The following is a 21,689-nucleotide window of genomic DNA, read 5'->3' as shown; positions in this document are numbered from 1 at the left end:
ACGATCGACATGACCGCGCTCAACGATTTGAAAGCTTTGCAAGCCAGCATGGCCGAAAGTGTTCTGGGCCAGGATCAGGTGATCCGCCAGATTCTCGTAGGCCTTTTGGCCAACGGCCACCTGTTGCTCGAAAGCCTGCCGGGGCTGGCCAAGACCCGTACGGTCAAGGCGCTGGCCCGGCATCTGGAGGCAAAGATGAGCCGCATCCAGTTCACCCCGGACCTGTTGCCCTCGGACATCACCGGTGCCGAAGTGCTGCACCAAGTTGACGGCCAAAATCAGATTCGCTTCCAGCCCGGCCCCCTGTTCGGCAATTTGATCCTCGCCGATGAAATCAACCGCGCACCGGCCAAGGTCCAGGCGGCCTTGCTGGAGGCCATGGAAGAACGGCAAATCACCGTCGCCGGCGCCAGCCATGCGCTGCCCGAACTGTTTGTCGTAGTCGCCACGCAAAACCCTATCGAACAGGAAGGCACCTACCCGCTGCCCGAAGCGCAGATGGACCGGTTTGTGATGAAACTGCTGCTGGACTACCCCAGCGCCGAGAATGAAAGCCAGGTGTTGCGCCTGCTGCGTGAAGAGGAACACGCCGCCACCCGCCAGGCCGTGCAGGGTTTTAGCCTGGCGCAGGACGTGATCTTCGCCGCGCGCAAGGAAGTCAGCGCGATTCAAGTCTCGCCCGCCATCGATCGCTACCTGATCGACCTGATCAACGCCACCCGCCACCCCGCCGATTACGACCCTGACCTTGCGCGCTGGATCAGCCTCGGCGCCAGCCCGCGTGGCGGCATCGGCCTGGACCGTTGCGCACGGGCCGACGCGTGGTTACAGGGCCAAACCTTTGTCACCCCCGACAACGTGCGCGCCGTTGCCCACCCGGTGCTGCGCCACCGGCTGCAACTCAGTTATGACGCCGTGGCGGACGGCGTCACGGCCGATCAAGTGCTCGACCGCCTGCTGAGCAACGTGGCGATTCCTGCATGAACGCCGACGGGTTTGTCTACGTCAGCCTGGCGCAATTGATCGCCTTGCAGTTTCAGGCCCGTGACCTGAGTTTTGTCGCGCGCCAACCGCAGGGCAGCCTCCTCGCCGGCAACCATGCTTCGCGGCTGCGCGGGCGCGGGCTGAATTTCGACGAGCTGCGCCGTTATCAGCCCGGCGATGACTTGCGCCATCTGGATTGGCGCGCGTCTTTACGCACGGGCAAGCCGGTGGTACGCACCTTCACTGAGGAGCGCGACCGCCCGGCGCTGATCGTGGTGGACCAGCGCATGTCGATGTTTTTTGGCTCGGCGCGCAGCTTCAAATCAGCCATCGCCGCCGAGCTGGGCGCGCTGGCCGCGTGGATGGTATTCAACGCCGGCGACCGGGTCGGCGGCCTGGTGTTCAACGACCAGCGAATCGAGCGTGTGGCGCCGTTGCGCAGCCGCAAGCGCGTCGAGGCCTTGTGCAGCCGCATCGCCCGGCAAAACGCTGAATTGAACGCGACCCAGCCGGACCACGAAGGCGACAGTCAGTTGGACACAGTGTTGCAGCAGTGTGTGGCCCTCGCGGGTCACGATCATTTGATCTGCCTGGTCAGTGACTTTGCCGGTGCAGGCCCGCGCACGGTGCAACTGCTGCAGCAGTTGTCGGCGCACAACGATGTGGTCGCGCTGCAGGTATATGACCCCCTGGCGCTCAACGTGCCCGGCAGCGGCCGGTTACGGGTCACCCAGGGCCAGTTGCAAGCCGAGCTGGTGGTAGGCAAACGCCAGGTGCGCCAGCCATTGGGGGACTTTCTCGGCGGCCGCCTCAAGGACGTCACCCGCTTGTTGCAGCGCAGCCAGGTGCCGCTGATGATGATCAGTACCGCCCTGCCCGCTGCCGACCAACTACGCAACGCGTTAGGCAGACGCCGGTGAGCACGCAGGTGCCGAGCATCGAACAACTGCAGGAGTTGGGTTTGCCTGCGCCCGTCAGCTATTGGCCGCAGACGTGGGGGTGGGGGGTGTTGCTCGGTGCAGTGGTGCTAGGCCTGTTGATAGTGGCCGCGCGCAAATGGCTGCGTTGGCGGCGCGATGCATATCGGCGCGAAGCCTTGGCGCAGTTGAACGCGCTGGAAGACATGCGCGAACTGCCGGCGCTGCTCAAACGTGTCGCGCTGTCGATGCCACTGGCGCAAGAGGAACGCCAACGCGTGCCGACCCTCAGCGGCGCCGAGTGGCAAGCCTTTCTGCAAACTCATGCCGGTGCACCCGTGCCCGAAGACCTGAGCCAACGGCTGGCGCAACTCGCGTATGGCGCGCCGATGCCTGCCGCGCACTGTGCGCAATTACGGGCCCAGTGCAAAACCTGGGTGGAGAGCCACCATGTGGCAGCTTGAATACCCCTGGCTGCTGGTGTTGCTGCCGCTGCCATGGCTGGCTTACCGGTACCTGCCGCCTTACAGGGAAGCCCGCAGCGCCGTGCGCGTACCGTTTTTCGGCGGCATGAGCCAGGCGGTTGGCGCGTCACCCGCTGTCAGTGGCGTGCGTAACAACCGCAGCCAACGGCTGCTCAACCTGCTGGTCTGGGCGCTGCTGGTACTGGCCATCGCCCGCCCGGTGTGGGTAGAAAAACCTATCGAGCGTCAGCAGCCAGTGCGCGACCTGATGCTCGCCATTGATATTTCCCAATCCATGGAAACCCCGGATTTCACCGACGCCAACGGCCAGAAGATCGACCGCCTCGCGGCCGTCAAACAAGTGGTCCATGACTTTATCCAGCGCCGCAAGGACGACCGCATCGGCTTGATCCTGTTCGGCAGCGGCGCCTATCCCCAGGCGCCCCTGACCCTGGACCACAACAGCCTCTCGCTGCTGCTGGACGACAGTGGCATCGGCATGGCCGGGCCGAACACCGCCATTGGCGATGCCATCGGCCTGGGCCTCAAACTGTTGGATCAGGCCCACGAACCCGAGAAAGTGCTGATCCTGCTCACCGACGGCAACGACACCAGCAGTGCGATCACCCCGGACCACGCCGCCGAGATGGCCGCCGCCAAGGGTGTGGTCATTCATACCATCGGTATCGGCGACCCGCAGGCAACCGGCGAAGCCAAGGTCAACCTCAGCACCTTGCAGGACATCGCCATTACCACAGGCGGCCGCTATTTCCGTGCCGAAGACCGTGACAGCCTGGGCCAGGTCTACACCACCCTCGACACCATCACCCCGCACCAGGTGAAAACCCTCAGCCATCAGCCCAAGCGTGACCTGTTCTGGTGGCCGCTGATGGCTGCGTTGACGTTACTGGCGCTGTATCACTTGATCGCAGCGCTGTGGTCCCACCGATTCAAGCGGGAGCCGGCTGATGGACTTCAATGATTTCCACTTCCTGCGCCCCGCCTGGCTACTCCTCGCCCTCTTCGGTGCGCTGCTGCCAATGGCCTGGCACCGCAACCGTGAGCTGCAACGCCGGTTGCGCGGCAACATCGCCCCGCATCTGTTGCCGTATTTGCTGCTCACACCTATCGACCCGCACCGCCTGCGCCCGGTGCATCTGGCCAGCGCCTTGCTGGTGATCGGCGCGGTGGCGGCCGCCGGACCAACCTGGGAGCAGGACCGCCCGGATTTTCTGGAGAACCGCGCGCCACTGATCATCGCTGTGGACCTGTCGCCCTCCATGGACACCGCCGACGTACCGCCCACGCGCCTGACTGCCGCCAAGCAAAAACTGCATGACCTGATCCAGCGTCGCAAAGGCGCACGCACCGCCCTGCTGGTGTACGCCGGCAGTGCCCACCTGGTGTTGCCGCCGACCGATGATCCGGCCTTGCTCGACACCTTTATTCAGGCGCTGGGGACCGACTTGATCAGCAAACCGGGCAAGGACGTCGCGGGTGTGATCGACCAGGCCAAACGCCTTCTGGAGGGCACGCCCGGCACCTTGCTGCTGGTCACCGACGGCGCGGATGTCGCGCAATTGCCCGCCCTCAAACAACACTTGGCAAACAGCCCTTTACAAGTGCTGGTGCTGGCACTCGGCAGCAACCCCACGCTCAAGGAACTGGCCTCAGCGACAGACGCCCCGCTGGGCAGCCTGACGCTCAATGAGGATGACCTGGACTGGATCGAACTCCACGCCCAACAGCACTTCCAGAACGCCGATGAACAACAGCGCCTGTTGCAGTGGAAAGACGCCGGTTACTGGCTGTGCTGGCCGTTGCTGTTGATCGCACTGCTCAGCGTCAGACGTGGCTGGAGCCTGAACTGGACGGCCGTGCTGCTGCTCGGCGTGTTGCTGCAACCGGTGCAGGCCGAAGCCAACCCTTTTATGACGCCCGACCAGAGAGGCCGCTGGGCTTTCGAGCATCATCACTACCCAGAAGCGGCCGCGCGGTTTGTCGACCCTTATTGGAAAGGCATCGCCGCCTATAACGCCGCCGACTACGCCTTGGCCGAGACGACCTTCACGCCGCTCAATACGGCGCAAGCGGCTTTCTATCTGGGCAACATCCATGTTCGCCAATTCAAATTCGACGACGCCATCACCGACTACCAGCGCGCGCTGCAATTGCAACCGGTCTTCCCCGAAGCCAGCGCCAACCTGGCCCTGGCCATTGCCTTGAAGAAAGACACCGAAAGCGCCGCGAACAACACGCCCGAGGTCAAGCCTGACGAGATCAAGTTCGATAAGGCGCCAGGCAAAGGCCAGAGCAAGGCGGTCCAGATCCGGCAGGCCAGCAGTGACGCCCTGTGGTTGCAGAACCTCACGACATCGCCGGCAAACTTCCTGAAACGCAAATTCAGCCTGCAGGATCAGGAGGCGCAGCGATGAACCGTTCTTGCGCCGTATGGCTGTTTCTGGCCGGGCCGTTGTGGGCTGCCGAGCCTCAGCTCAAGGTGCAGGCGCAGTTGCAGCCCGGCGCCGCAGTGGTGGTGGGCGAACAATTGCAGGTCCAGGTGGATGTGCTGACCGACACCTGGTTTACCGGCGGTGCAACACTGCCCGTGCTGAAGCTGCCCGGTGCACGTGTTCAAGCGCCCAGTGGCGAGGCTGAGCACACCACGCAATTGATCGACGGCAAAACCTTCTACGGCATGCGCTACGCCTACCGCATCACGCCCGTTGCGGCGCAACGCTTTACGGTGCCTGCGTTGACCGTCAGCGCCCAACCGGGCCAGGCCAAGGCGCCCCTGAGTGCCACGAGTGCGCCGTTGTCATTCCAGGCGACCCAGCCTGTGGGGTTTGCCCCCGACGAGCCTGTCGTGGTCGCCAGCGGGCTGCGCTTGAGCCAAACCCTGGTGGCCACGGACCTGAAAGTGGGTGACAGCCTTACACGCACCCTGACGTTGCAAGCCGACGACACCCCGGGCCTTTCGCTGCCGCCCCCCAACACGGGTGTCATCAAGGGCTTGCGTCTGTATCCGCAAGCGCCCGCCATCAGCGACCTGGACGACGGCCGTGGCCATATCACCGGTGGCCAGCGCATCGACCGGCTGGTGTATCGCATCGAACAGGGCGGGCATTACACCTTGCCGGCCATCCGCGTGAAATGGTGGGACAGCCGCAACCATCGCCTGCAAACCACCCAACTGCCGGCCCTCACGGTGGAAGCGCAAGCCGCCAGCGCCTACACGCCGGCGTTCGCCATCGCCGCCGACCTCAAGGCCCTCGGGCAACGCACTCGGTGGCCGTTATCCACGCATCTGTTTGCCTGGATGGCAGCCATGGTCGTGCTGATCCTGGCGGGTTATTGCATTCGCCTACTGTGGCCGCGGATGGTGGCACTGTGGCGAGAGGTGTGGCCAGCATTGCGCTGGGCCTGTCGTCAACTACGCTTGCTCCCACTGAACCCTCGTCAAGAAAAGGACTTCCCATGACGTCGCTGCGTTCTGCCCTGCCCCTGCTTTTATTGTTTTGCCTGCCGGCACTTGCGGCCGACCCACTGCCCTCATGGAACGAAGGCCCGAGCAAAAAACAGATCATCGCGTTCGTCCAGGCCGTCACCACCGAAGGCTCCCAAGACTACGTCAAGCCTGCCGAGCGCATCGCCGTCTTCGATAACGACGGCACGTTATGGACCGAACAACCGGCCTATTTTGAAGTGCTGTTCGCCTTCGATGAAGTCAAGCGCCTCGCCCCGCAACACCCGGAATGGAACACCACGCAGCCGTTTAAGGCCGTGCTCGAAGGTGACCACCAGGCACTCGCGGCATCGGGGATGCAAGGCTTGCTGGAAATCATCGGCGCGACCCATACCGGCATCAGTACCCAGGCGTTTATCGACAATGCCAAAAGCTGGCTCAAACAAGCCCGCCACCCGAAAACCGGCAAGCCCTACAACCAGATGATCTACCAGCCGATGCTGGAAATGCTCGATTACCTGCGCGGCCAGCAATTCAAGACCTACATCGTGTCCGGCGGTGATACCGCGTTCATGCGCGCCTTTGCCGAGGAGGTCTATGGCGTGCCGCCGGAACAGGTCATCGGGTCGAATTTTGTCACCCAATTCCAGCTCAAGGACGGCCAGCCTCAAGTGCTGCGCACTGCCAAGCTGGCCCACAACGATGATGGCCCGGGCAAGCCGGAAAGTATCGACGCGATCATTGGTCGGCGGCCCATCCTGGCCTTCGGCAACTCCGACGGCGACCTGCAAATGCTGCAGTGGACCGCCGCAGGTCAAGGTCAACGCTTGATGGGCCTGGTGCACCACACCGACGCCAAGCGCGAGTGGGCCTATGACCGTAACTCTCAAATCGGCCGCCTGGACAAGGCGCTGGATGAAGCCGGAACAAAAGGCTGGACCGTGGTGGACATGGCGACCGAGTGGAACCGTATCTACCCCTTCGAGCCGGCTGTGCAAGCGAAGGTGCAATAAGAAAAACGTCACGACGGACTGTAAAAAAACGTTGGTCGCAGACACTGCGACCCAAGCCCTGAAAGGAGCAAGTCTTATGACTCGCATGCGTAAGTGGCTGCCGAAGCTCGCCCTGGTGGCTGTTTCGGTGATGGGGGTCTCGGCATCCGCCTGGGCCGCCGAGAAGCCGAATATCCTGGTGATATTCGGCGATGATATCGGGCAAACCAATATCAGCGCCTATTCCATGGGTGTGGTGGGCTACAAGACCCCGAATATCGACCGAATCGCCAAAGAAGGCATGATGTTCACCGATTACTACGCGGAGAACAGCTGCACGGCTGGGCGTTCATCCTTTATCACCGGCCAGACGCCGTTGCGCACCGGCCTGTCGAAGGTGGGCATTCCCGGCGCCCCGGTCGGCCTGCAAAAGCGTGATATCACCATTGCCCAGGCGCTCAAGTCCCTGGGCTATTCCACCGGGCAATTCGGCAAAAACCACCTGGGTGACCGCGACGAATACCTGCCGACCAACCACGGGTTCGACGAATTCTTCGGCAACCTGTATCACCTCAATGCCGAAGAAGAACCGGAACGCCCTTACTGGCCCAAGGACGACGCGGAGTTCGTCAAAGCCAACACCCCCCGTGGCGTGATCCACAGCTTCGCCGACGGCAAGATTGAAGACACCGGCGCCTTGACCACCAAGCGCATGGAAACCATTGACGACGAAACCACCGCAGCGGCCCAGGCGTTTATCAAGAAACAGGCCGAAGCCAACAAACCGTTCTTCGTGTGGATGAACACCACGCGCATGCACGTGTTCACCCACGTGCGTGACTCGATGAAGGGCCAGAGCGGCATGCCCGGCAACGAGTACGCCGACGGCATGCTCGAACACGACGGCGATGTGGGCAAACTCCTGCAAACCCTCGACGACCTGAAAATCGCCGACAACACCATCGTGGTCTACACCACCGACAACGGGCCGAACCAGTTCTCCTGGCCGGACGCGGCGACCACGCCGTTTCGCAACGAGAAAGACTCCAACTGGGAAGGCGCCTATCGGGTGCCGGCAATCATCCGTTGGCCGGGCAAGATCAAACAGGGCGAAGTCTCCAACGAGATGGTCTCGGGCATGGACTGGTTCCCCACGTTGCTCGCCGCCGCCGGGGATGCCGACGTAAAAGACAAGCTGCTCAAAGGCTGGGCGCCGACTTCAGGCGGCACCACCTTCAAAGTGCACCTGGATGGCTACAACCAGCTGCCGTACCTGACCGGCCAGCAGCCCAAAGGCGCGCGCAACGAGTTCTTCTACTTCAACGATGACGGCATGCTGGTGTCGATACGTTTCGATAACTGGAAAGTGGTGTTCGCCGAACAACGCCAGCCGGGTGGCTTTCGCGTGTGGAGCGAGCCTTTCGTGCAATTGCGGGTGCCGAAAATCTTCAACCTGAGGATGGACCCGTATGAGCGCGCCGACGTCGTGAGTGACCAGTATTACGACTGGACCACCAAAAACGTCTACCTGGGCGCGGTGGCGGTAACGAAGGCGGCAAAATTCCTCGAAACCTTTGTGGAGTACCCGCCCAGCCAGAAACCGCCGAGCTTCAGCATCGATCAGATCCGCGAGGCGGTGGACAAGAAGATTGAAGCGAAGATGAAGGCGGCGCCTGCCTCCTGATTGACTCGACACAAGGCCTATGTGGGAGCTGGCTTGCCTGCGATGACGGTGCTGAATTCAGCGACGCTATCGCAGGCAAGCCAGCTCCCACAGGGTTTTGCGCATTATTTGGAATCGGGTAATGACCTCACGTACCGCCAGTAAGCCGCTTGAAATCGCCACCCCCTCAACCCTGATCCCCGCCCTCCTCCTGTTCATCTCCGGCGGCGCAGCCCTGGTGTACCAAGTGCTGTGGATCAAGCAGCTGTCGCTGGTGGTGGGCGTGGAGGTGTATGCGATCACCACCGGCATCAGCGCTTTTTTTGCCGGGCTGGCGCTGGGTGGCTTGCTGTTCGGGCGCCTGGCAGACCGTTTTGCGCGGCCTCTGTTGTTGTATGCGGGGCTGGAATTACTGGTGGCTGTGTTCGGAGTCGGCGCAACGCTGGCCCTGGGCGTGGCGGCCGAACCCTTTGCCTGGCTGGAGCAGCGAGCCGGGTTGCTGGCCTGGGTGTTGCCGTTTGTGCTGGTGGGTTTGCCGGCCTTATTGATGGGCGGCACGCTGCCGGTGCTGGTGCGCGCGCTGAACCCTCAAGCCAAGGGCTTGAGCCAGGCCGGTGGGCGTTTGTACGCGGCCAACACCGCCGGCGCGATTGCCGGAACCTTGCTCACGGCCTTTGTGCTGATCGCCCAGTTTGGCGTGCGCGGCAGTGCGCTGGTCGCCGCCGCCTTGAACCTGGCCGCCGCCATGGGCGCCTTGTTGTACGTTCGCCATCAGTTGCCGGTGACCATCGAACAGGCACGCAAGGCACAACCCAAAAGGCTGGCATTGGTGCTGTACGCCATCGCCGGGGGCGTCGCCCTGGGTTATGAAGTGGTGTGGTCGCAGTCCATCGTGCAGTTCATGAGCACGCGCACCTATGCGTTTGCGGTGGTGCTGGCCACCTACTTGACCGGATTGTTTATCGGCAGCCAGTGGATGTCGCACCGGGTTGAACGCATTCGCGATCCCTGGGGTGTGTTTGGTTTGCTGATCGCGTGCGCAGGTTTGGTGGCGTTGCTGGAAATTGCCCTGCTGGGCCGCTGGTTGATCCTGCTGCAAACCCAGGCCGAAGCCCTGGTGTTGAGCCTGGGCGGCAGTGAACTGCCCGGCATGAGTGCGCGCTTTGCCGTCGCGGCGCTGTGTATCGTGTTTGTGCCGACGCTGTTGCTGGGCGCAGCCTTTCCATTGGCGTTGCGATTGAGTGTCGGCGACCGCCATGTCGGCCGGGATGTGGGCGCCGTCGTGGCGTTCAACACCTTGGGCGGAATTCTCGGTGTGATGCTGTGCGGCTTTGTGCTGATTCCGTGGCTGGGGCTGGTGCGCACCTTGGGCCTGCTGGCAGTGATTGCCGGTGGGGTGGGCTATGTGGCGGTGCGCCGTGGCCATGGGGTGAAGCAAGGCCGGCGTCAGGCGGTGGTGGCGCTGGGGTTGCTCTCACTGGCCGCGGCGCTGCTGACCCCTGTGGATCGCCTGGCCAAATTGCTGCCGGGTGCACGCAATGCCAGCCTGGCGTTTTACCAGGAAGGTCGTGGAGCAACCGTGGCAGTGGTCACCCAAGGCCAGGGCGCGCGCGCGTTTCAGCGTTTGTATATCCAGGGCGTGTCGAACACTGGCGACGCCATGCCATCGCTGCGCTACATGCGTATTCAAGCGTTGTTACCCTTGCTGATTCATAACGCAGAGCCCAAATCGGCCCTGGTGATTGGCTTCGGCACCGGCATCACGGCAGGCGCCTTGCTGCGTTACCCGGGCCTGGAGCGCCGGGTAGTCGCCGAGCTGCTGCCCTCGGTGGTGCAAGCCGCGCCCTTGTTCAAAGGCAATTTCAACGCGGCCAGCGATCCCGGCATCGACCTGCGCCTGCGCGATGGCCGCCAAGAGTTGCTGCGCAACCCCGACACCTACGACTTGATCACCCTGGAGCCGCCGCCGCCCTCCGCCGCCGGTGTGGTCAACCTGTATTCCGAGGACTTTTACCGGTTGGCCGCCGCGCGCCTGGAAACAAACGGTGTGCTGGCCCAATGGCTGCCATTACCCACGCAAAACATCGACGACTCCCGCGCGCTGGTGCGCAGCTTCCTCAACGTGTTCCCGTATGCCTCGCTGTGGACCAGCGAGTTCCACGAGATGTTGCTGGTAGGTTCGCGCGAACCCATGGCGCTGGACGTCGAACGCATCCGCCAGCGCTTCGAACAGCCGACGGTGCGCAGCGCCCTGGCCGAAGTCGGCATTGATTCGGCCGCCACACTGCTCGCCACCTGGGTCACGGATCGTGAAGGGCTTGAGCGCTTTGCCGCCAACGCGCTGGCGGTCACCGACGACAGGCCGCGCATCGAATACGCGCCCTGGGTGCGCAGCAAGGAAATCACCCGGGTGTTGCCGGCCCTGCTGGGCCTGCGCGTGCCCGCGCCGCTGGTCAACGCGCACGCGTCTTTCATCAGGACCCAGGCCGCCGAACAGCAGCGCCTGATGCAGTTTTACCGTGCGAGCCTGCATGCCTACGACGGTGACCGGGAGGCCTGGGGGCGGGATCTTCGCGAGGTCTTGCGTGAGGATGCCGCCAACCCGTATTACCGCTGGTTTGGTGGCCAGTGAAGCACGACGAGGGTGCAACCACCCTCGTCGCAACGGGCCTTACTTGCCCTTGAGTTTCACATACGATTGATGCAGGTCCGATGCCCAGCCGTCGATCACGCCTTTGACGTCATCGGCCTTCATCACCTGCGAGTCATTCGACAGCGGCTTGCCGGTGCCTTTACGCACCACCTGGGCGAGTACCTTGCCACTGGCGCCGTCGAGAAACTGCGCTTCGGTACCCAGTGTGGTTTCCTGATCACGAATGCCGGTGCCGGTACTCACCGCCGCCGCGACCAGCGCCACAGGAATGTATTCATAGGGTTTGAGGCTTTCGGTCTTGCTGCTCACGGCCGTAATCGCCGCGCGCACCACGATCACCCCCGGGCCCGGCGCACTGGCCAACGGTAACGACTTGACCAGCTCACGCTTGAGCGCCTGGTTGTAGTAGGCGTTGATGCCATTGAGGGTGCTGTCCGGGATTTTCGTGGTGGCTTGCGGCTTGGGGTAAAACTGGGTCGGTTCGATAAACACTGCGTTGTAGTTGTTGAGGTTCAGGTTGGGATCGACCCAGCGCATCACCTCGGCACCCGAAGGTGACTTAGCCTCCTTGAGCTGGCTGTAGTCCGAGAGGAAACCGGAGTATTCGTCCGGTTGGGTCACCTTGCTGGCGCAGCCTGCCATTGCGAGTGAGGCAACACAGAGCGTGCTGATCATTAGCCTTGATTTCATCATTGAACTCCCTGGCGATCATCGTCGAAACACTGAGCTGTAGGTATAGCCAACTCTGGGAAAATAGCCGTTATTTCAGGCCATCGGTTTGACAGACACGGGGGCAGCGTCAAAGCTGCACACAGCCAAAGCACGCCGCAGAGCGTCCACGCATCAAGACAACGGAAGTCGCAATGCCAGAGCCTGAGCGCCATAAAGTTGCACCTCGTCGTTACCTCTACCCTGTATTGATCGCACTGTTGCTGTCGGCCATGGCCGGGCTCTGGGTGTTCCTGCAAACCTCCACGCCTCAGTTGCGTGTACCGGCGCCGGTGGTGACGACCAAGCCGGCGGCCGTTATCGCGCCAGCAAGCATGGTCGATGAGCAACAGTGCCAGGGCTGCCACCAGGCCCAGGCCAGGGATTGGCAAGGCTCCCACCACCAGCTTGCGATGCAGAGGGCCACGCCACAGACAGTGCCCGCCGACTTCAATGACGCGACCTTTACCGGCGAAGGCGAAACCACGCGGTTCTTTCGCCGGGGCGACGAATTCTGGGTGAATGCGCCAGGCGTGGATGGCCAAAACGCCGATTTCAAGGTGGCGTACACCTTCGGCATCGCGCCGTTGCAGCAATACCTGGTCGAGGTCGGTGACGGCCGCCTGCAAGCACTGGGCGTGGCGTGGGATACCCAGAAAAACCGCTGGTTCCACCTCTACCCGGGCCAGGGCGTCAACTTCAAGAACCCGCTGCACTGGAGCAAACCGAGCCAGAACGCCAACTTCATGTGCGTCGAATGCCACACCACCGGTTACACACGTAACTTCAACCCGGAAAAAAGCAGCTTCGACAGCCAGTGGAACAGCCTCGGCGTCGGTTGCCAGGCCTGCCATGGCCCGGCATCAAACCATGTGCAGTGGGCGGCAAAAAAAGGCGATTTGCTGCACGCCGGTTTCGCCGTGGATTTGAAAGACAAAAACGCCACCGTCGAACTGGAAACCTGCGCCCGTTGCCACGCCCGCCGCGCCCCGCTGGGCGATGGGTTTACCGTGGGCAAGCGCCTGATGGACGACTACCTGCCAAGCGTACTGACCCGCGAGTTGTACACCCTGGACGGCAAGATCAAGGATGAAGTGTTCGAACACGGCTCCTTCGCCCAAAGCAAAATGGCCGAGAAAGGCGTGCGTTGCAGTAACTGCCACAACCCCCACAGCGCTGGACTCAAGGCGCCGGGCAATGCGGTGTGCGTGCAATGCCATAACCCGGCAGGCAAAACCCCGATCGCCACGGTGGATGGGCGCGGGTTGCAGGCCAAAGACTACAACTCCCGCAAACACACCAAGCTCGACGTCGGCCAGCCGGGTTCGTTCTGTGTCGATTGCCATATGCCCGGCAAAGTTTATATGGGCAACGACTTTCGGCATGACCACAGCTTCAGTATTCCGCCGGCCGCGCAGTCTGTGCTCCGGGCGCCGACTTACGGTGACAGCATGGCGCTGATTCGAAACGGTGAGCCAGGTGCGGCCCAGGCCCTGTATGACCAGTTGGCACGGGGTAACCTGCCGGCCATCCAGCGTGCCACCTTGCTGGTTGAACTCCCTAATTATCCCAGCGAACAGGCATTGAAACTGGCAACCAAAGACCTCGCCCACCCGGCGCCCCAAGTGCGCGAAAGCGCCGTGCGCGCAGTCAGTGCCCTGCTACCGCCCGCAGAACGGCTTGCGCTCTACGGTCCACTGCTCAAAGACCCGGTGCGTGCCGTGCGCATTGTGGCGGCGCGGGACTTGCTGGGCGCCCAGGGGCTCGGCCCCGCCTGGGAAAGCGCCATCGCCGACTATGAGCAGGTACAACTGAGCCTGCTGGAGCGCGCCGAGGCCAATCTCAACCTGGCGATGCTTTACCAGGCCAGTGGCCGTGGCGACAAGGTCGAAGCGCAATTGCGCACCGCCCTGCTGCGCGACCCTGATTTCTACCCGGCGCTGGTCACCCTGGCGCAGTGGCTGGAGGCCAATGGCCGCGCCGCGCAAGCGCGCAACCTGATCACCGAACAACTCGCCCGCCAGCCCGATGCGCCGCTGCTGCAACACACCCAGGGCCTGATGCTGATCCGTGCGGGTGATGTGGCCGGCGCCATGCCCCACCTGCGCAACGCAGCACGACTTGACCCTGCCAATGGCCAGTTCTCGTTTGTGCTGGCGGTGGCCCTGCATGACAGTGGCAAGGTGGATGAAGCCTGCAACCAGCTGGAAAGCCTGTTGCAACGTCAACCGTACCACCGCAATGCGCGGCTGACGCTGATCCAGTACTACCTGGAAAACGGTCATGAACCAAAGGCGCAGGCCGTCATGCAGAGTTGGAAGCGGCTCAACCCCGGTGACCCCGCGTTGAAATAGGCGGCTCAGGCACGCTCGCGGGGGATCAGGCTTTGCAGTTGCGCGGCCAGGAAATTGGCGTCGAAACCGAAGGTGTCCGGGTCTTTCAGACCGTTGGTTTTCTTCCAGAGCCAGTCGTTTTTATCGGCGGGCAACACCAGTGAAACACTGCCGTGGCGGGCGGCAGTCAGGCCCATGACGGACACCGAAATCAGGCCGCCCGGCCCCATCACCTCCGGTACGAATTCCACGGACTTTCCAGTGATCTGAACGTTGAGCTTTTCAGTCTTGAAGGTCGACGTCTCCAGTGGAGCGCCGGGGCCGCTGGCAACGTAGGCCTCGCGGTGAACCTCCAGCAGCCCCACGCTTTTGACCGGCTCCAGCCACTGTTCAATCTGCCCGAACAATTCCCCGAGCTTCTGCGCCCAGCGCGCGGACTGAACATCGAATTGCTGTTTCTTGTGCGCTTCACTGTCGGCGTAGTGACGAAGCATCTCGCCCAGTTGTTGTACGTCGTCCATTGCGGATTTCCTTGGGTGAGCCAGATTGCGAAGCCCGATCATGGCAGATGCGGCGGTGCGCCGTGGGATTAACGCCGATAGGCCAACTGCACCGGTGATTTGGCGTGCAACTGCATCTGACGAATCTGCGGCCAGTGGTTAAGGTGAGGCGACATTCCTTGTCCGGAGCATCACATGCGCACCATCGGCCTGATCGGCGGCATGAGCTGGGAGTCCAGCGCCGAGTATTACCGCATCATCAACCAACACGTGCGCGACAGGCTGGGCCCGCTGCGCTCGGCGCAACTGCTGATGTACAGCGTGGATTTTGGCCCGGTGGAACAGGCCCAGCACGCCGGGCGCTGGGATGACGCCGCGCTGATTCTCGAAGACGCCGCGCACCGCCTGCAAGCCGGTGGTGCCGACTGCGTGGTGCTGTGTACCAACACCATGCATTTGGTGGCGCCGCGTATTGAAGCAGCGGTGTCGATACCGTTTCTGCATATTGCTGACGCGGCCGGGGCGGCCGCCGTGGAAGCCGGCACGCTGACGGTCGGTTTGCTCGGCACTGCGTTCACCATGGAGCAGGACTTTCTCAAGTCGCGCCTGACCGCGCAGGGTTTGACCGTGCTGGTGCCCGACGCTGACGAGCGCCAGGCCGTGCACCGGATCATCTATGAGGAGTTGTGTGTCGGTGTGATCAGCGAGGCTTCGCGCCAGGTCTATCAGCGCGTGATCGAAACCCTGGCGGCGCGCGGCGCCCAGGCGATCATTCTGGGGTGCACGGAAATCGGCTTGCTGATCAAGCCCGAACACAGTGACCTGCCACTGTTGGACACCACCGAGCTGCATGCGCAGGCTGCGGTGGCGTTTGCTTTGGGGGGTTAACCCGATTTGCGCAGGCGCGCCATGCTCACGGTGTCGACAAACCTGCCATCGCGCACCGCGTAATCGCGCAGCCGCCCTTCCACCTCGAAGCCGAACTTGCGGTACAGGTTTTGCGCGGCTTCGTTGTCGGCGTACACCGTCAGTTCGACGCGGTGCAGGTTCATCCAGTTGTCGGCTACCTCCAGCGCAGCCGACAGCAGCTTCGACCCCACGCCCTTGCCCTGCCAGGCTGTCGCCACGCCCATGCCAAACGAACCAACATGGCTGCGACGCACGCGGGAGAACTGCTCCAGGCCGAGCTGGCCGATGACCTCGCCGCCATGTACTGCCACCAGCTGCAGCCGCCGCTCGTTATCCAGCTCCAGCTTGTTGCGCCATGCCTCCACCGACTGGAAAGGCATCTGTAGCACCTGACGGCACACCGCCGGCTCGTTGTAGAGCGCGGCGACGCCTTCCAGGTGGGCCTCGGTGAAGCGCTGGATCACGATAGAGAGTTCGGGTGCGTGCATTGTGTTTCATCCTTTGAAAAACACGTGGCGGCCCAGTGTAGAGGCCACGCGCGTGCCATGGAAAGCGCGTTTTCAGCCGTGAAAATCAAACGTGTCCTACGTTGCCGATGAAGCCGTGCGTGCAATATCCGGGATTCTCTTGAAACACATGAAGGACCCACACGTGATAAAGCAACGGGCATTGGCTGTCGGCATTTGTGTCGCGGGATTGTTAGCCATCGGCGCATGCGCGACCAAACAGCCACCGGTATTGGGCATCCGTTGGTTGCCGGACTGCGAGGGGCGCCCTATCAGCGGGCTGGACCCTGAAGTCGTCGCCAGAACCCGGTGTGGCATCGTGACCGTGCCACTGGACCATTCAACACCCTCTCGAGGCACCCTCAGCCTCGACATCACACGGGTTGCAGCCTTGCAGCCACACAAGCGTGAAGGCTCGATCTTCACCAACCCGGGCGGCCCCGGTGCCGATGGCAGCGGCTTCACCGTGCTGCTTGCGGCAATCTGGAAGGGCTACGGGGATAAACCGGGAGGCGAGGCTTATCGCCACCTGACCAATACGTATGACCTGATTGGCATAACGCCAAGGGGAATGGGCAGTTCGCCTGATTCACAATTGGTTTGCCAATCCGATGAGATGATGGTTGCGCAAAATGACCTCACCGAAGACCGCAGCCCCGCCAACCTGGAGGCCTTGCGGCATAACGTCGGCGTTTTGGCCCGTGGTTGTGCAAGCCAGCGTTTGGCGCCCTACATAAGCACGGAGCAAACCGCACGCGACATGGAATTCGTGCGTGTTCAACTGCATGAGAAAACACTCAACTATTTCGGCAACTCTTATGGCACCTGGCTGGGAGCCTGGTACGCAGGCCTGTTCCCGGGCAACGTCGGTCGTATGGTGCTTGATTCCAATACGGACTGGACCTCGACGTTTCAGAATGCCTCGTTGAGCCAGGCCGCCGAGAAGGAACGCATTTTCACCCGTTTCGTTGCGCAGCCTGCGGCCGACAACCCACAAGCCTATCAGATGGGCAATGATCCAATGGCCGTGCGCGAGGTTTTTCTGAACCTGTTGCCGCAGGTTCGCGTTGCCCTGCGTTCTGACAACGAACTCTACAGCTCCATTGCCTACCTGATGGCTGCGCGCGCACTCAGCCAATGGTTGCGCGACTCGCCCACGCTCGAAGATGCTGCGCTTGAGGCGAGAGCACAAGACTACCGATTCAGCCCGGACACTGAGGTTGACCAATCGGCTAAACGTGCATTTGCGCACTTGCTCTCGGTGACTCGGCAGCCCGCCCCCTGGAACGGCATCGCGCCAGGCCCTCTGAAGCTGGACCCGGCCACATCCGTACGCAGCACCCTTTTGTGCAACGACACGGCGGCCAGCGGCGAAAAATTCTGGACCGAGCGGGAAGACGAGTATGCAACCCGACTCCCGGTGGGCGGCGGCTACTTCCAGGCACGACATTGCGCCGCCTGGAGCGGCAAGACCTTGCCCGGTGTGCCCGTTCGCAACCTCGCAAAGGCGAGCAGCATCGTGATGGTTCAAGCCGAGTTTGATGATCAAACCCCGGCGGATGGGGCGTTGAAAGCGTTTCGCAGCGTGCCGAATACCCACATGATCCTGCTCAAGGGAGCCTATCAACATGGGGTTTCTTTTTCGGATCTCAGCGCCTGCGTGAACCGCACTGTTGGCGATTATCTGGCGTATGGGCTCAAACCCGGGCGCCTGTCGATTTGCTACGCCTCAGACTGAACCCTCTGTGTTTGAACGCGGTACAGGCTAACGCCGTACGGCTACGCGCCAGACCCTCGCGATATCCGCTGCGCGTTCACGCAGCAGGCGCGGGGCTTCGGCGCAGGCCTGCTCCAGCGTCGTCGGCCCGGAGGGCAAGGCGAACGCGGCGTCCACACCGTGGGCGTACATCTGCTCGTAACCGTCACCCAGGGTCCCGGCGATCACAATAACGGGCACGTTGTGCTGTTGAGCAATGCGGGCCACACCGAACGGAGTTTTGCCACGCAAGGTCTGGGCATCGAAACGGCCCTCGCCGGTAATCACCAGGTCGGCGCCGCAAACGGCCTCATCCAGGCCAACCAGTTCGGCGACCACCTCCACTCCGGCGCGAAACTGCGCGCCCAGGAACGCCTTGGCGGCAAAACCCAGGCCACCAGCGGCGCCGCTGCCGGGTTCGTCACGTACGTCTTTGGGCAGCACCTGGGCGCATCTGTCGGCGAAGTGGCCAAGGGCGGCGTCCAGCTGTCGGACTTGCTCGGGGTTGGCGCCTTTTTGCGGGCCGAAAATGGCGGATGCACCGTGAGGGCCACACAGGGGGTTGTTCACGTCGGCGGCAATTTCAAAACGCACGCGTGCCAGACGAGGGTCGAGCTGCTCAAGGTCGACACGCGCCAAACGCCCAAGGGCCAGGCCGCCCGGTGGCAATGGCTGGTCGTCGGCGTCGAACAAACGTACGCCGAGTGCCTGCAGGGCGCCCGCGCCCGCGTCGTTGGTTGCACTGCCGCCAATTGCAAGAATGATGCGTTGGGCGCCCTGGTCCAACGCAGCCCGGATCAACTCGCCGGTGCCATAAGTGCTGCTGATACAGGCATCGCGCTTGCCCGGCGGCACCAATTGCAAGCCGCTGGCTTCGGCCATTTCAATGATCGCGGTGTGGCTGTCGGCCAGCCAGCCCCAGCGTGCTTGTACCGTGCCAGCCAATGGCCCTTGCACGGTTTGCCGGCGCAGTTCGCCATTGCACGCGGCGAGTACCGAATCCACCGTGCCTTCACCACCATCGGCCATCGGGCACTGAACAAGCTGCGCATCCGGCCATACCTCGGCCAAGCCTTGGGCGATGGCCTGGGCGACGCCTTCGGCACTCAGGCTGTCCTTGAACGAGTCGGGGGCGATGATGATTTTCATGGGCTTTCTCCGGTTTTTATAACGCCCATGCTGCCAGTTGGCCGGGATAATGACGCCGGTCCGATGCACAAGTACGGTGCAGGTTTGTTGTTCATTCCGACAAAGCCTGGGGCAATAGCTGTACGCCGAGGTACAGCGCGAGCATGCCGTCCAGGGTCAGCGGGTCGACGCTGCTCAGCTCCGCGATGCGCTCCATGCGGTAACGCAAGCTGTTGCGGTGAATGCCCAACGCGTCGGCGCAGGCCTGGCTTTGGCCATCGTGCTCACACCAGCTGCGCAAGGTGGCAAGGAGTTGGCCGTTGCTGTCTTTGGCCAGCACCTTGCGCAACGGGCTGAGCAATTCGTCGAGGGCATCGTCATTACGGTGGCGCCAGAGCATCACCGGCAGGCGATACCGATTGAGGGTCAGCAAGCGGGAACCGGGAAGAATGTCGCGCCCGTAAGCCAGTAAATCACCGACCCTGCGGTAACAACGCCGCAGCCCCATCAAACCCTCCGCCTGCCCGCCGACAGCCACACGCAAGATGTTCCAGCCAAGACCGGCGATTTTTTCCAGCAGCTTGGTGTTGTCGACTTGCACGGCGGCCGGTCGGCACCACAGCAGGGAAAATTGCGCGGAGCTCACGCACCAGCTGTCCGGGTACCGGCTGCTGAGCCAGGCGCTCAGCGCGTCCGCCGACTGGCCGGCGCCCAGTTCAAACAGGTACGGCGTGCGCGCCAGTTGCGGCTTGAGCCCGAGTTGCTGCGCTTCATCAATCAGGCGCGGTGAATCACCCCCGTCGGCCAGCAGCAATGCCAGCAGGTCGTCGCAGCGCTGGCGCCGCCATTGCTGCTCGGCCTGCTGGTGGCGGTGGCTGACCAGCATTTCAGCGGTCATGCGCACCAGTTCCGCATAAGTGCGCAGCAGCTCCGGTTCGCCGGTGATGCCCAGCACGCCGATCAGGCGCTGGTCGTGCATCAGCGGCAGGTTGATGCCGGGCTGCACGCCCTTGAGGTGCTTGGCGGTCTGGCCGTCGATCTCCACCACCCGACCATTGGCCAGCACCAACTGCGCGCCCTCGTGGCGGGTGTTGATGCGTTCGGGCTCGCCGCTGCCGAGGATCAGCCCCTGGCTGTCCATGACGTTGACGTTGTAGGGCAGGATGGCCATGGTGCGATCGACAATATCCTGCGCCAGGTCATGATCCAGCTCGAACATGAAGCTAACTTCCTTAAAAGGCGGGGTTGTTCATAGGCACAGCGCAAATCATGCTTCACTGTGCGCGAGCACAAAGACAGCACCGGGCAAGGTGGCCGAGACTCGTCTGGCGATAGACGTTACCCTCGCATCGCAAAAAATCATAATAAAGAGAGACTGCCATGTCACAGAGCGCCGCTGCCACACTGGCCACCGATGACGATAAAAACGCCATCTACAAGCGCATCACCCTGCGCCTGATCCCCTTCATTTTCATCTGCTACCTGTTCAACTACCTCGACCGGGTAAACGTTGGCTTCGCCAAGTTGCAGATGCTCGATGCCTTGAAATTCAGTGAAACCGTGTACGGCCTGGGTGCCGGGATCTTCTTTATCGGCTATGTGCTGTGTGGCGTACCAAGCAACCTGGCACTGACCAAATTCGGCCCACGGCGCTGGATTGCCTTGATGATGATCGTGTGGGGCACGCTGTCCACCTGCCTGCTGTTCGTGACCACGCCCACGCATTTCTACACGTTGCGCCTGTTCACCGGTGCGGCGGAAGCCGGCTTCTTCCCCGGCGTGGTGCTATACCTCTCGCAGTGGTTTCCGACCTTCCGCCGTGGGCGGATCATGGCGCTGTTCATGTCGGCAATTCCAGTATCCGGCTTGCTCGGCAGCCCGTTTTCCGGCTGGATTCTCAACCACTTTGCCGCCGGCCAGCACGGGCTTGCGGGCTGGCAGTGGATGTTCCTGCTGCAAGGTATCCCGACCGTGATCCTCGGCGCCCTCGCCTACTTCTTGCTCAGCGACAGCTTTGCCCACGCCAAATGGCTCAAGCCTCACGAACGGGCGGTGCTGGAAGCCGACCAAGCGACAGACCTGGCCAACAAACCGAAAACCACCAGCGACTCGCTGGGTGAAGTGTTCAAAAACCCGGCCATCTGGGCGTTCGGCCTGATCTACTTCTGCATCCAGAGCGGCGTGTACGCGATCAACTTCTGGCTGCCGTCGATCATCAAGAACCTGGGGTTCAGCGATAACCTGGTGATTGGCTGGCTCAGCGCGATCCCCTACCTGCTGGCTGCGGTGTTCATGCTGCTGGTGGGCCGTTCGGCGGACTTGCGCAAAGAGCGCCGCTGGCATTTGGTCGTGCCGATGCTGATGGGCGCCATTGGCCTGGTGATCGCCGTGAATTTCGCCACCACCCCGGCCATCGCGATTCTGGGCCTGACCATCGCCACCATGGGCGCCCTCACCGGCCTGCCGATGTTCTGGCCGGTGCCCACCGCCCTGCTCAGCGCAGGTGCGGCGGCGGGTGGTTTGGCGTTGATCAACTCCATGGGGCAGATGGCGGGTTTCCTCAGCCCCTACATCGTCGGCTTTGTGAAGGATGCGACCGGGTCTACGGATATGGCGTTGTATCTGTTGGCCGCGGTGATTGTGGCCGGCAGTGTGTTGGCGCTGCGTATGACCCGTACCTTGAAGGTGTAACACGAGCAATGTGGGCGCT

18 protein-coding genes are annotated in these 21,689 nt (G+C 62.4%); 13 read left to right on the top strand and 5 right to left on the bottom strand.

Features of this window, described 5'->3' with window-relative positions; all coding sequences use genetic code 11:
* Nucleotides 1–9: 9 nt before the first annotated feature.
* The 9 genes from AB4P94_RS21805 (at nt 10) to AB4P94_RS21765 (ending at nt 11,118) form a co-directional block, all read left to right on the top strand.
* Nucleotides 10–984, top strand: coding sequence for an AAA family ATPase (locus AB4P94_RS21805; RefSeq protein WP_395607393.1), 975 nt, complete (start codon nt 10–12; stop codon nt 982–984).
* Nucleotides 981–1,904, top strand: a complete 924-nt coding sequence (locus AB4P94_RS21800) for a DUF58 domain-containing protein (RefSeq protein WP_395607392.1) — start codon at nt 981–983, stop codon at nt 1,902–1,904. Before AB4P94_RS21805 ends, AB4P94_RS21800 begins: the two co-directional genes overlap by 4 nt.
* Nucleotides 1,901–2,365 (top strand): DUF4381 domain-containing protein, encoded by a 465-nt coding sequence (locus AB4P94_RS21795; RefSeq protein WP_395607391.1) that lies wholly within the window; start codon nt 1,901–1,903, stop codon nt 2,363–2,365. The genes AB4P94_RS21800 and AB4P94_RS21795 overlap by 4 nt, the downstream gene beginning before the upstream one ends.
* Nucleotides 2,352–3,347, top strand: a complete 996-nt coding sequence (locus AB4P94_RS21790) for a vWA domain-containing protein (RefSeq protein WP_395607390.1) — start codon at nt 2,352–2,354, stop codon at nt 3,345–3,347. The genes AB4P94_RS21795 and AB4P94_RS21790 overlap by 14 nt, the downstream gene beginning before the upstream one ends.
* The gene (locus AB4P94_RS21785; protein ID WP_395607389.1) at nt 3,334–4,800 is read left to right on the top strand and encodes a VWA domain-containing protein; all 1,467 of its coding nucleotides are present in this window, start codon (nt 3,334–3,336) and stop codon (nt 4,798–4,800) included. Before AB4P94_RS21790 ends, AB4P94_RS21785 begins: the two co-directional genes overlap by 14 nt.
* The gene (locus tag AB4P94_RS21780; protein ID WP_395607388.1) at nt 4,797–5,846 is read left to right on the top strand and encodes a hypothetical protein; all 1,050 of its coding nucleotides are present in this window, start codon (nt 4,797–4,799) and stop codon (nt 5,844–5,846) included. Before AB4P94_RS21785 ends, AB4P94_RS21780 begins: the two co-directional genes overlap by 4 nt.
* Nucleotides 5,843–6,844, top strand: coding sequence for an HAD family hydrolase (locus AB4P94_RS21775; protein ID WP_395607387.1), 1,002 nt, complete (start codon nt 5,843–5,845; stop codon nt 6,842–6,844). Before AB4P94_RS21780 ends, AB4P94_RS21775 begins: the two co-directional genes overlap by 4 nt.
* Nucleotides 6,845–6,920: 76 nt before the next feature.
* Nucleotides 6,921–8,507, top strand: coding sequence for an arylsulfatase (locus AB4P94_RS21770; protein WP_395607386.1), 1,587 nt, complete (start codon nt 6,921–6,923; stop codon nt 8,505–8,507).
* 121 nt (nt 8,508–8,628) lie between these two features.
* Entirely contained in the window at nt 8,629–11,118 is a 2,490-nt protein-coding gene (locus AB4P94_RS21765) for a fused MFS/spermidine synthase (RefSeq protein WP_395607385.1), read from the top strand.
* A gap of 39 nt (nt 11,119–11,157) precedes the next feature.
* Here AB4P94_RS21765 and AB4P94_RS21760 read toward each other — a convergent pair whose 3' ends face one another.
* Nucleotides 11,158–11,829 (bottom strand): DUF3313 domain-containing protein, encoded by a 672-nt coding sequence (locus AB4P94_RS21760; protein WP_395607384.1) that lies wholly within the window; start codon nt 11,827–11,829, stop codon nt 11,158–11,160.
* Between the two features lie 173 nt (nt 11,830–12,002).
* Here AB4P94_RS21760 and AB4P94_RS21755 point away from each other — a divergent pair, with 173 nt between their 5' ends.
* Complete coding sequence (locus tag AB4P94_RS21755; RefSeq protein ID WP_395607383.1) at nt 12,003–14,201, top strand: tetratricopeptide repeat protein; 2,199 nt, start codon at nt 12,003–12,005, stop codon at nt 14,199–14,201.
* Nucleotides 14,202–14,206: 5 nt separating this feature from the next.
* Here the strand turns inward: AB4P94_RS21755 and AB4P94_RS21750 are convergent, their stop codons facing one another.
* On the bottom strand, nt 14,207–14,701 hold the full coding sequence (locus AB4P94_RS21750; protein ID WP_395607382.1) for a hypothetical protein: 495 nt from the start codon (nt 14,699–14,701) through the stop codon (nt 14,207–14,209).
* 174 nt (nt 14,702–14,875) lie between these two features.
* Between AB4P94_RS21750 and AB4P94_RS21745 the strand changes: the two genes are divergently transcribed.
* Nucleotides 14,876–15,568: an aspartate/glutamate racemase family protein gene (locus tag AB4P94_RS21745; protein WP_395607381.1), complete on the top strand. Its 693-nt coding sequence runs from the start codon at nt 14,876–14,878 to the stop codon at nt 15,566–15,568.
* Here AB4P94_RS21745 and AB4P94_RS21740 read toward each other — a convergent pair.
* Entirely contained in the window at nt 15,565–16,077 is a 513-nt protein-coding gene (locus tag AB4P94_RS21740; RefSeq protein WP_395607380.1) for a GNAT family N-acetyltransferase, read from the bottom strand. The genes AB4P94_RS21745 and AB4P94_RS21740 overlap by 4 nt on opposite strands.
* Nucleotides 16,078–16,168: 91 nt before the next feature.
* Here AB4P94_RS21740 and AB4P94_RS21735 point away from each other — a divergent pair, with 91 nt between their 5' ends.
* The gene (locus tag AB4P94_RS21735; RefSeq protein ID WP_395607379.1) at nt 16,169–17,833 is read left to right on the top strand and encodes an alpha/beta fold hydrolase; all 1,665 of its coding nucleotides are present in this window, start codon (nt 16,169–16,171) and stop codon (nt 17,831–17,833) included.
* A 27-nt stretch (nt 17,834–17,860) separates the two neighbouring features.
* On the opposite strand, the gene AB4P94_RS21730 is transcribed toward AB4P94_RS21735, so the two are convergent.
* On the bottom strand, nt 17,861–19,000 hold the full coding sequence (locus AB4P94_RS21730) for a glycerate kinase (protein ID WP_395607378.1): 1,140 nt from the start codon (nt 18,998–19,000) through the stop codon (nt 17,861–17,863).
* A 91-nt stretch (nt 19,001–19,091) separates the two neighbouring features.
* Entirely contained in the window at nt 19,092–20,198 is a 1,107-nt protein-coding gene (locus AB4P94_RS21725; protein ID WP_395607377.1) for a sugar diacid recognition domain-containing protein, read from the bottom strand.
* Nucleotides 20,199–20,359: 161 nt separating this feature from the next.
* Between AB4P94_RS21725 and AB4P94_RS21720 the strand changes: the two genes are divergently transcribed.
* Nucleotides 20,360–21,670 (top strand): MFS transporter, encoded by a 1,311-nt coding sequence (locus tag AB4P94_RS21720; RefSeq protein WP_395607376.1) that lies wholly within the window; start codon nt 20,360–20,362, stop codon nt 21,668–21,670.
* The last annotated feature ends 19 nt before the right edge of the window (nt 21,671–21,689 follow it).

It is taken from the genome of Pseudomonas sp. B22129 (assembly GCF_044218875.1).
GTDB lineage: Bacteria > Pseudomonadota > Gammaproteobacteria > Pseudomonadales > Pseudomonadaceae > Aquipseudomonas.
This window is presented reverse-complemented; position numbering and strand designations above follow the sequence as displayed.

Excerpts from the sequence above, each read along its gene's own strand:
- AB4P94_RS21805 (WP_395607393.1), top strand. The coding sequence starts at position 10 with ATGACCGCGCTCAACGATTTGAAAGCTTTGCAAGCCAGCATGGCCGAA.
- AB4P94_RS21755 (WP_395607383.1), top strand. The coding sequence starts at position 12,003 with ATGCCAGAGCCTGAGCGCCATAAAGTTGCACCTCGTCGTTACCTCTAC.
- AB4P94_RS21785 (WP_395607389.1), top strand. The coding sequence starts at position 3,334 with ATGGACTTCAATGATTTCCACTTCCTGCGCCCCGCCTGGCTACTCCTC.
- AB4P94_RS21740 (WP_395607380.1), bottom strand. The coding sequence starts at position 16,077 with ATGCACGCACCCGAACTCTCTATCGTGATCCAGCGCTTCACCGAGGCC.
- AB4P94_RS21775 (WP_395607387.1), top strand. The coding sequence starts at position 5,843 with ATGACGTCGCTGCGTTCTGCCCTGCCCCTGCTTTTATTGTTTTGCCTG.
- AB4P94_RS21725 (WP_395607377.1), bottom strand. The coding sequence starts at position 20,198 with ATGTTCGAGCTGGATCATGACCTGGCGCAGGATATTGTCGATCGCACC.
- AB4P94_RS21760 (WP_395607384.1), bottom strand. The coding sequence starts at position 11,829 with ATGAAATCAAGGCTAATGATCAGCACGCTCTGTGTTGCCTCACTCGCA.
- AB4P94_RS21780 (WP_395607388.1), top strand. The coding sequence starts at position 4,797 with ATGAACCGTTCTTGCGCCGTATGGCTGTTTCTGGCCGGGCCGTTGTGG.
- AB4P94_RS21765 (WP_395607385.1), top strand. The coding sequence starts at position 8,629 with ATGACCTCACGTACCGCCAGTAAGCCGCTTGAAATCGCCACCCCCTCA.
- AB4P94_RS21790 (WP_395607390.1), top strand. The coding sequence starts at position 2,352 with ATGTGGCAGCTTGAATACCCCTGGCTGCTGGTGTTGCTGCCGCTGCCA.
- AB4P94_RS21720 (WP_395607376.1), top strand. The coding sequence starts at position 20,360 with ATGTCACAGAGCGCCGCTGCCACACTGGCCACCGATGACGATAAAAAC.
- AB4P94_RS21745 (WP_395607381.1), top strand. The coding sequence starts at position 14,876 with ATGCGCACCATCGGCCTGATCGGCGGCATGAGCTGGGAGTCCAGCGCC.
- AB4P94_RS21800 (WP_395607392.1), top strand. The coding sequence starts at position 981 with ATGAACGCCGACGGGTTTGTCTACGTCAGCCTGGCGCAATTGATCGCC.
- AB4P94_RS21770 (WP_395607386.1), top strand. The coding sequence starts at position 6,921 with ATGACTCGCATGCGTAAGTGGCTGCCGAAGCTCGCCCTGGTGGCTGTT.
- AB4P94_RS21750 (WP_395607382.1), bottom strand. The coding sequence starts at position 14,701 with ATGGACGACGTACAACAACTGGGCGAGATGCTTCGTCACTACGCCGAC.
- AB4P94_RS21730 (WP_395607378.1), bottom strand. The coding sequence starts at position 19,000 with ATGAAAATCATCATCGCCCCCGACTCGTTCAAGGACAGCCTGAGTGCC.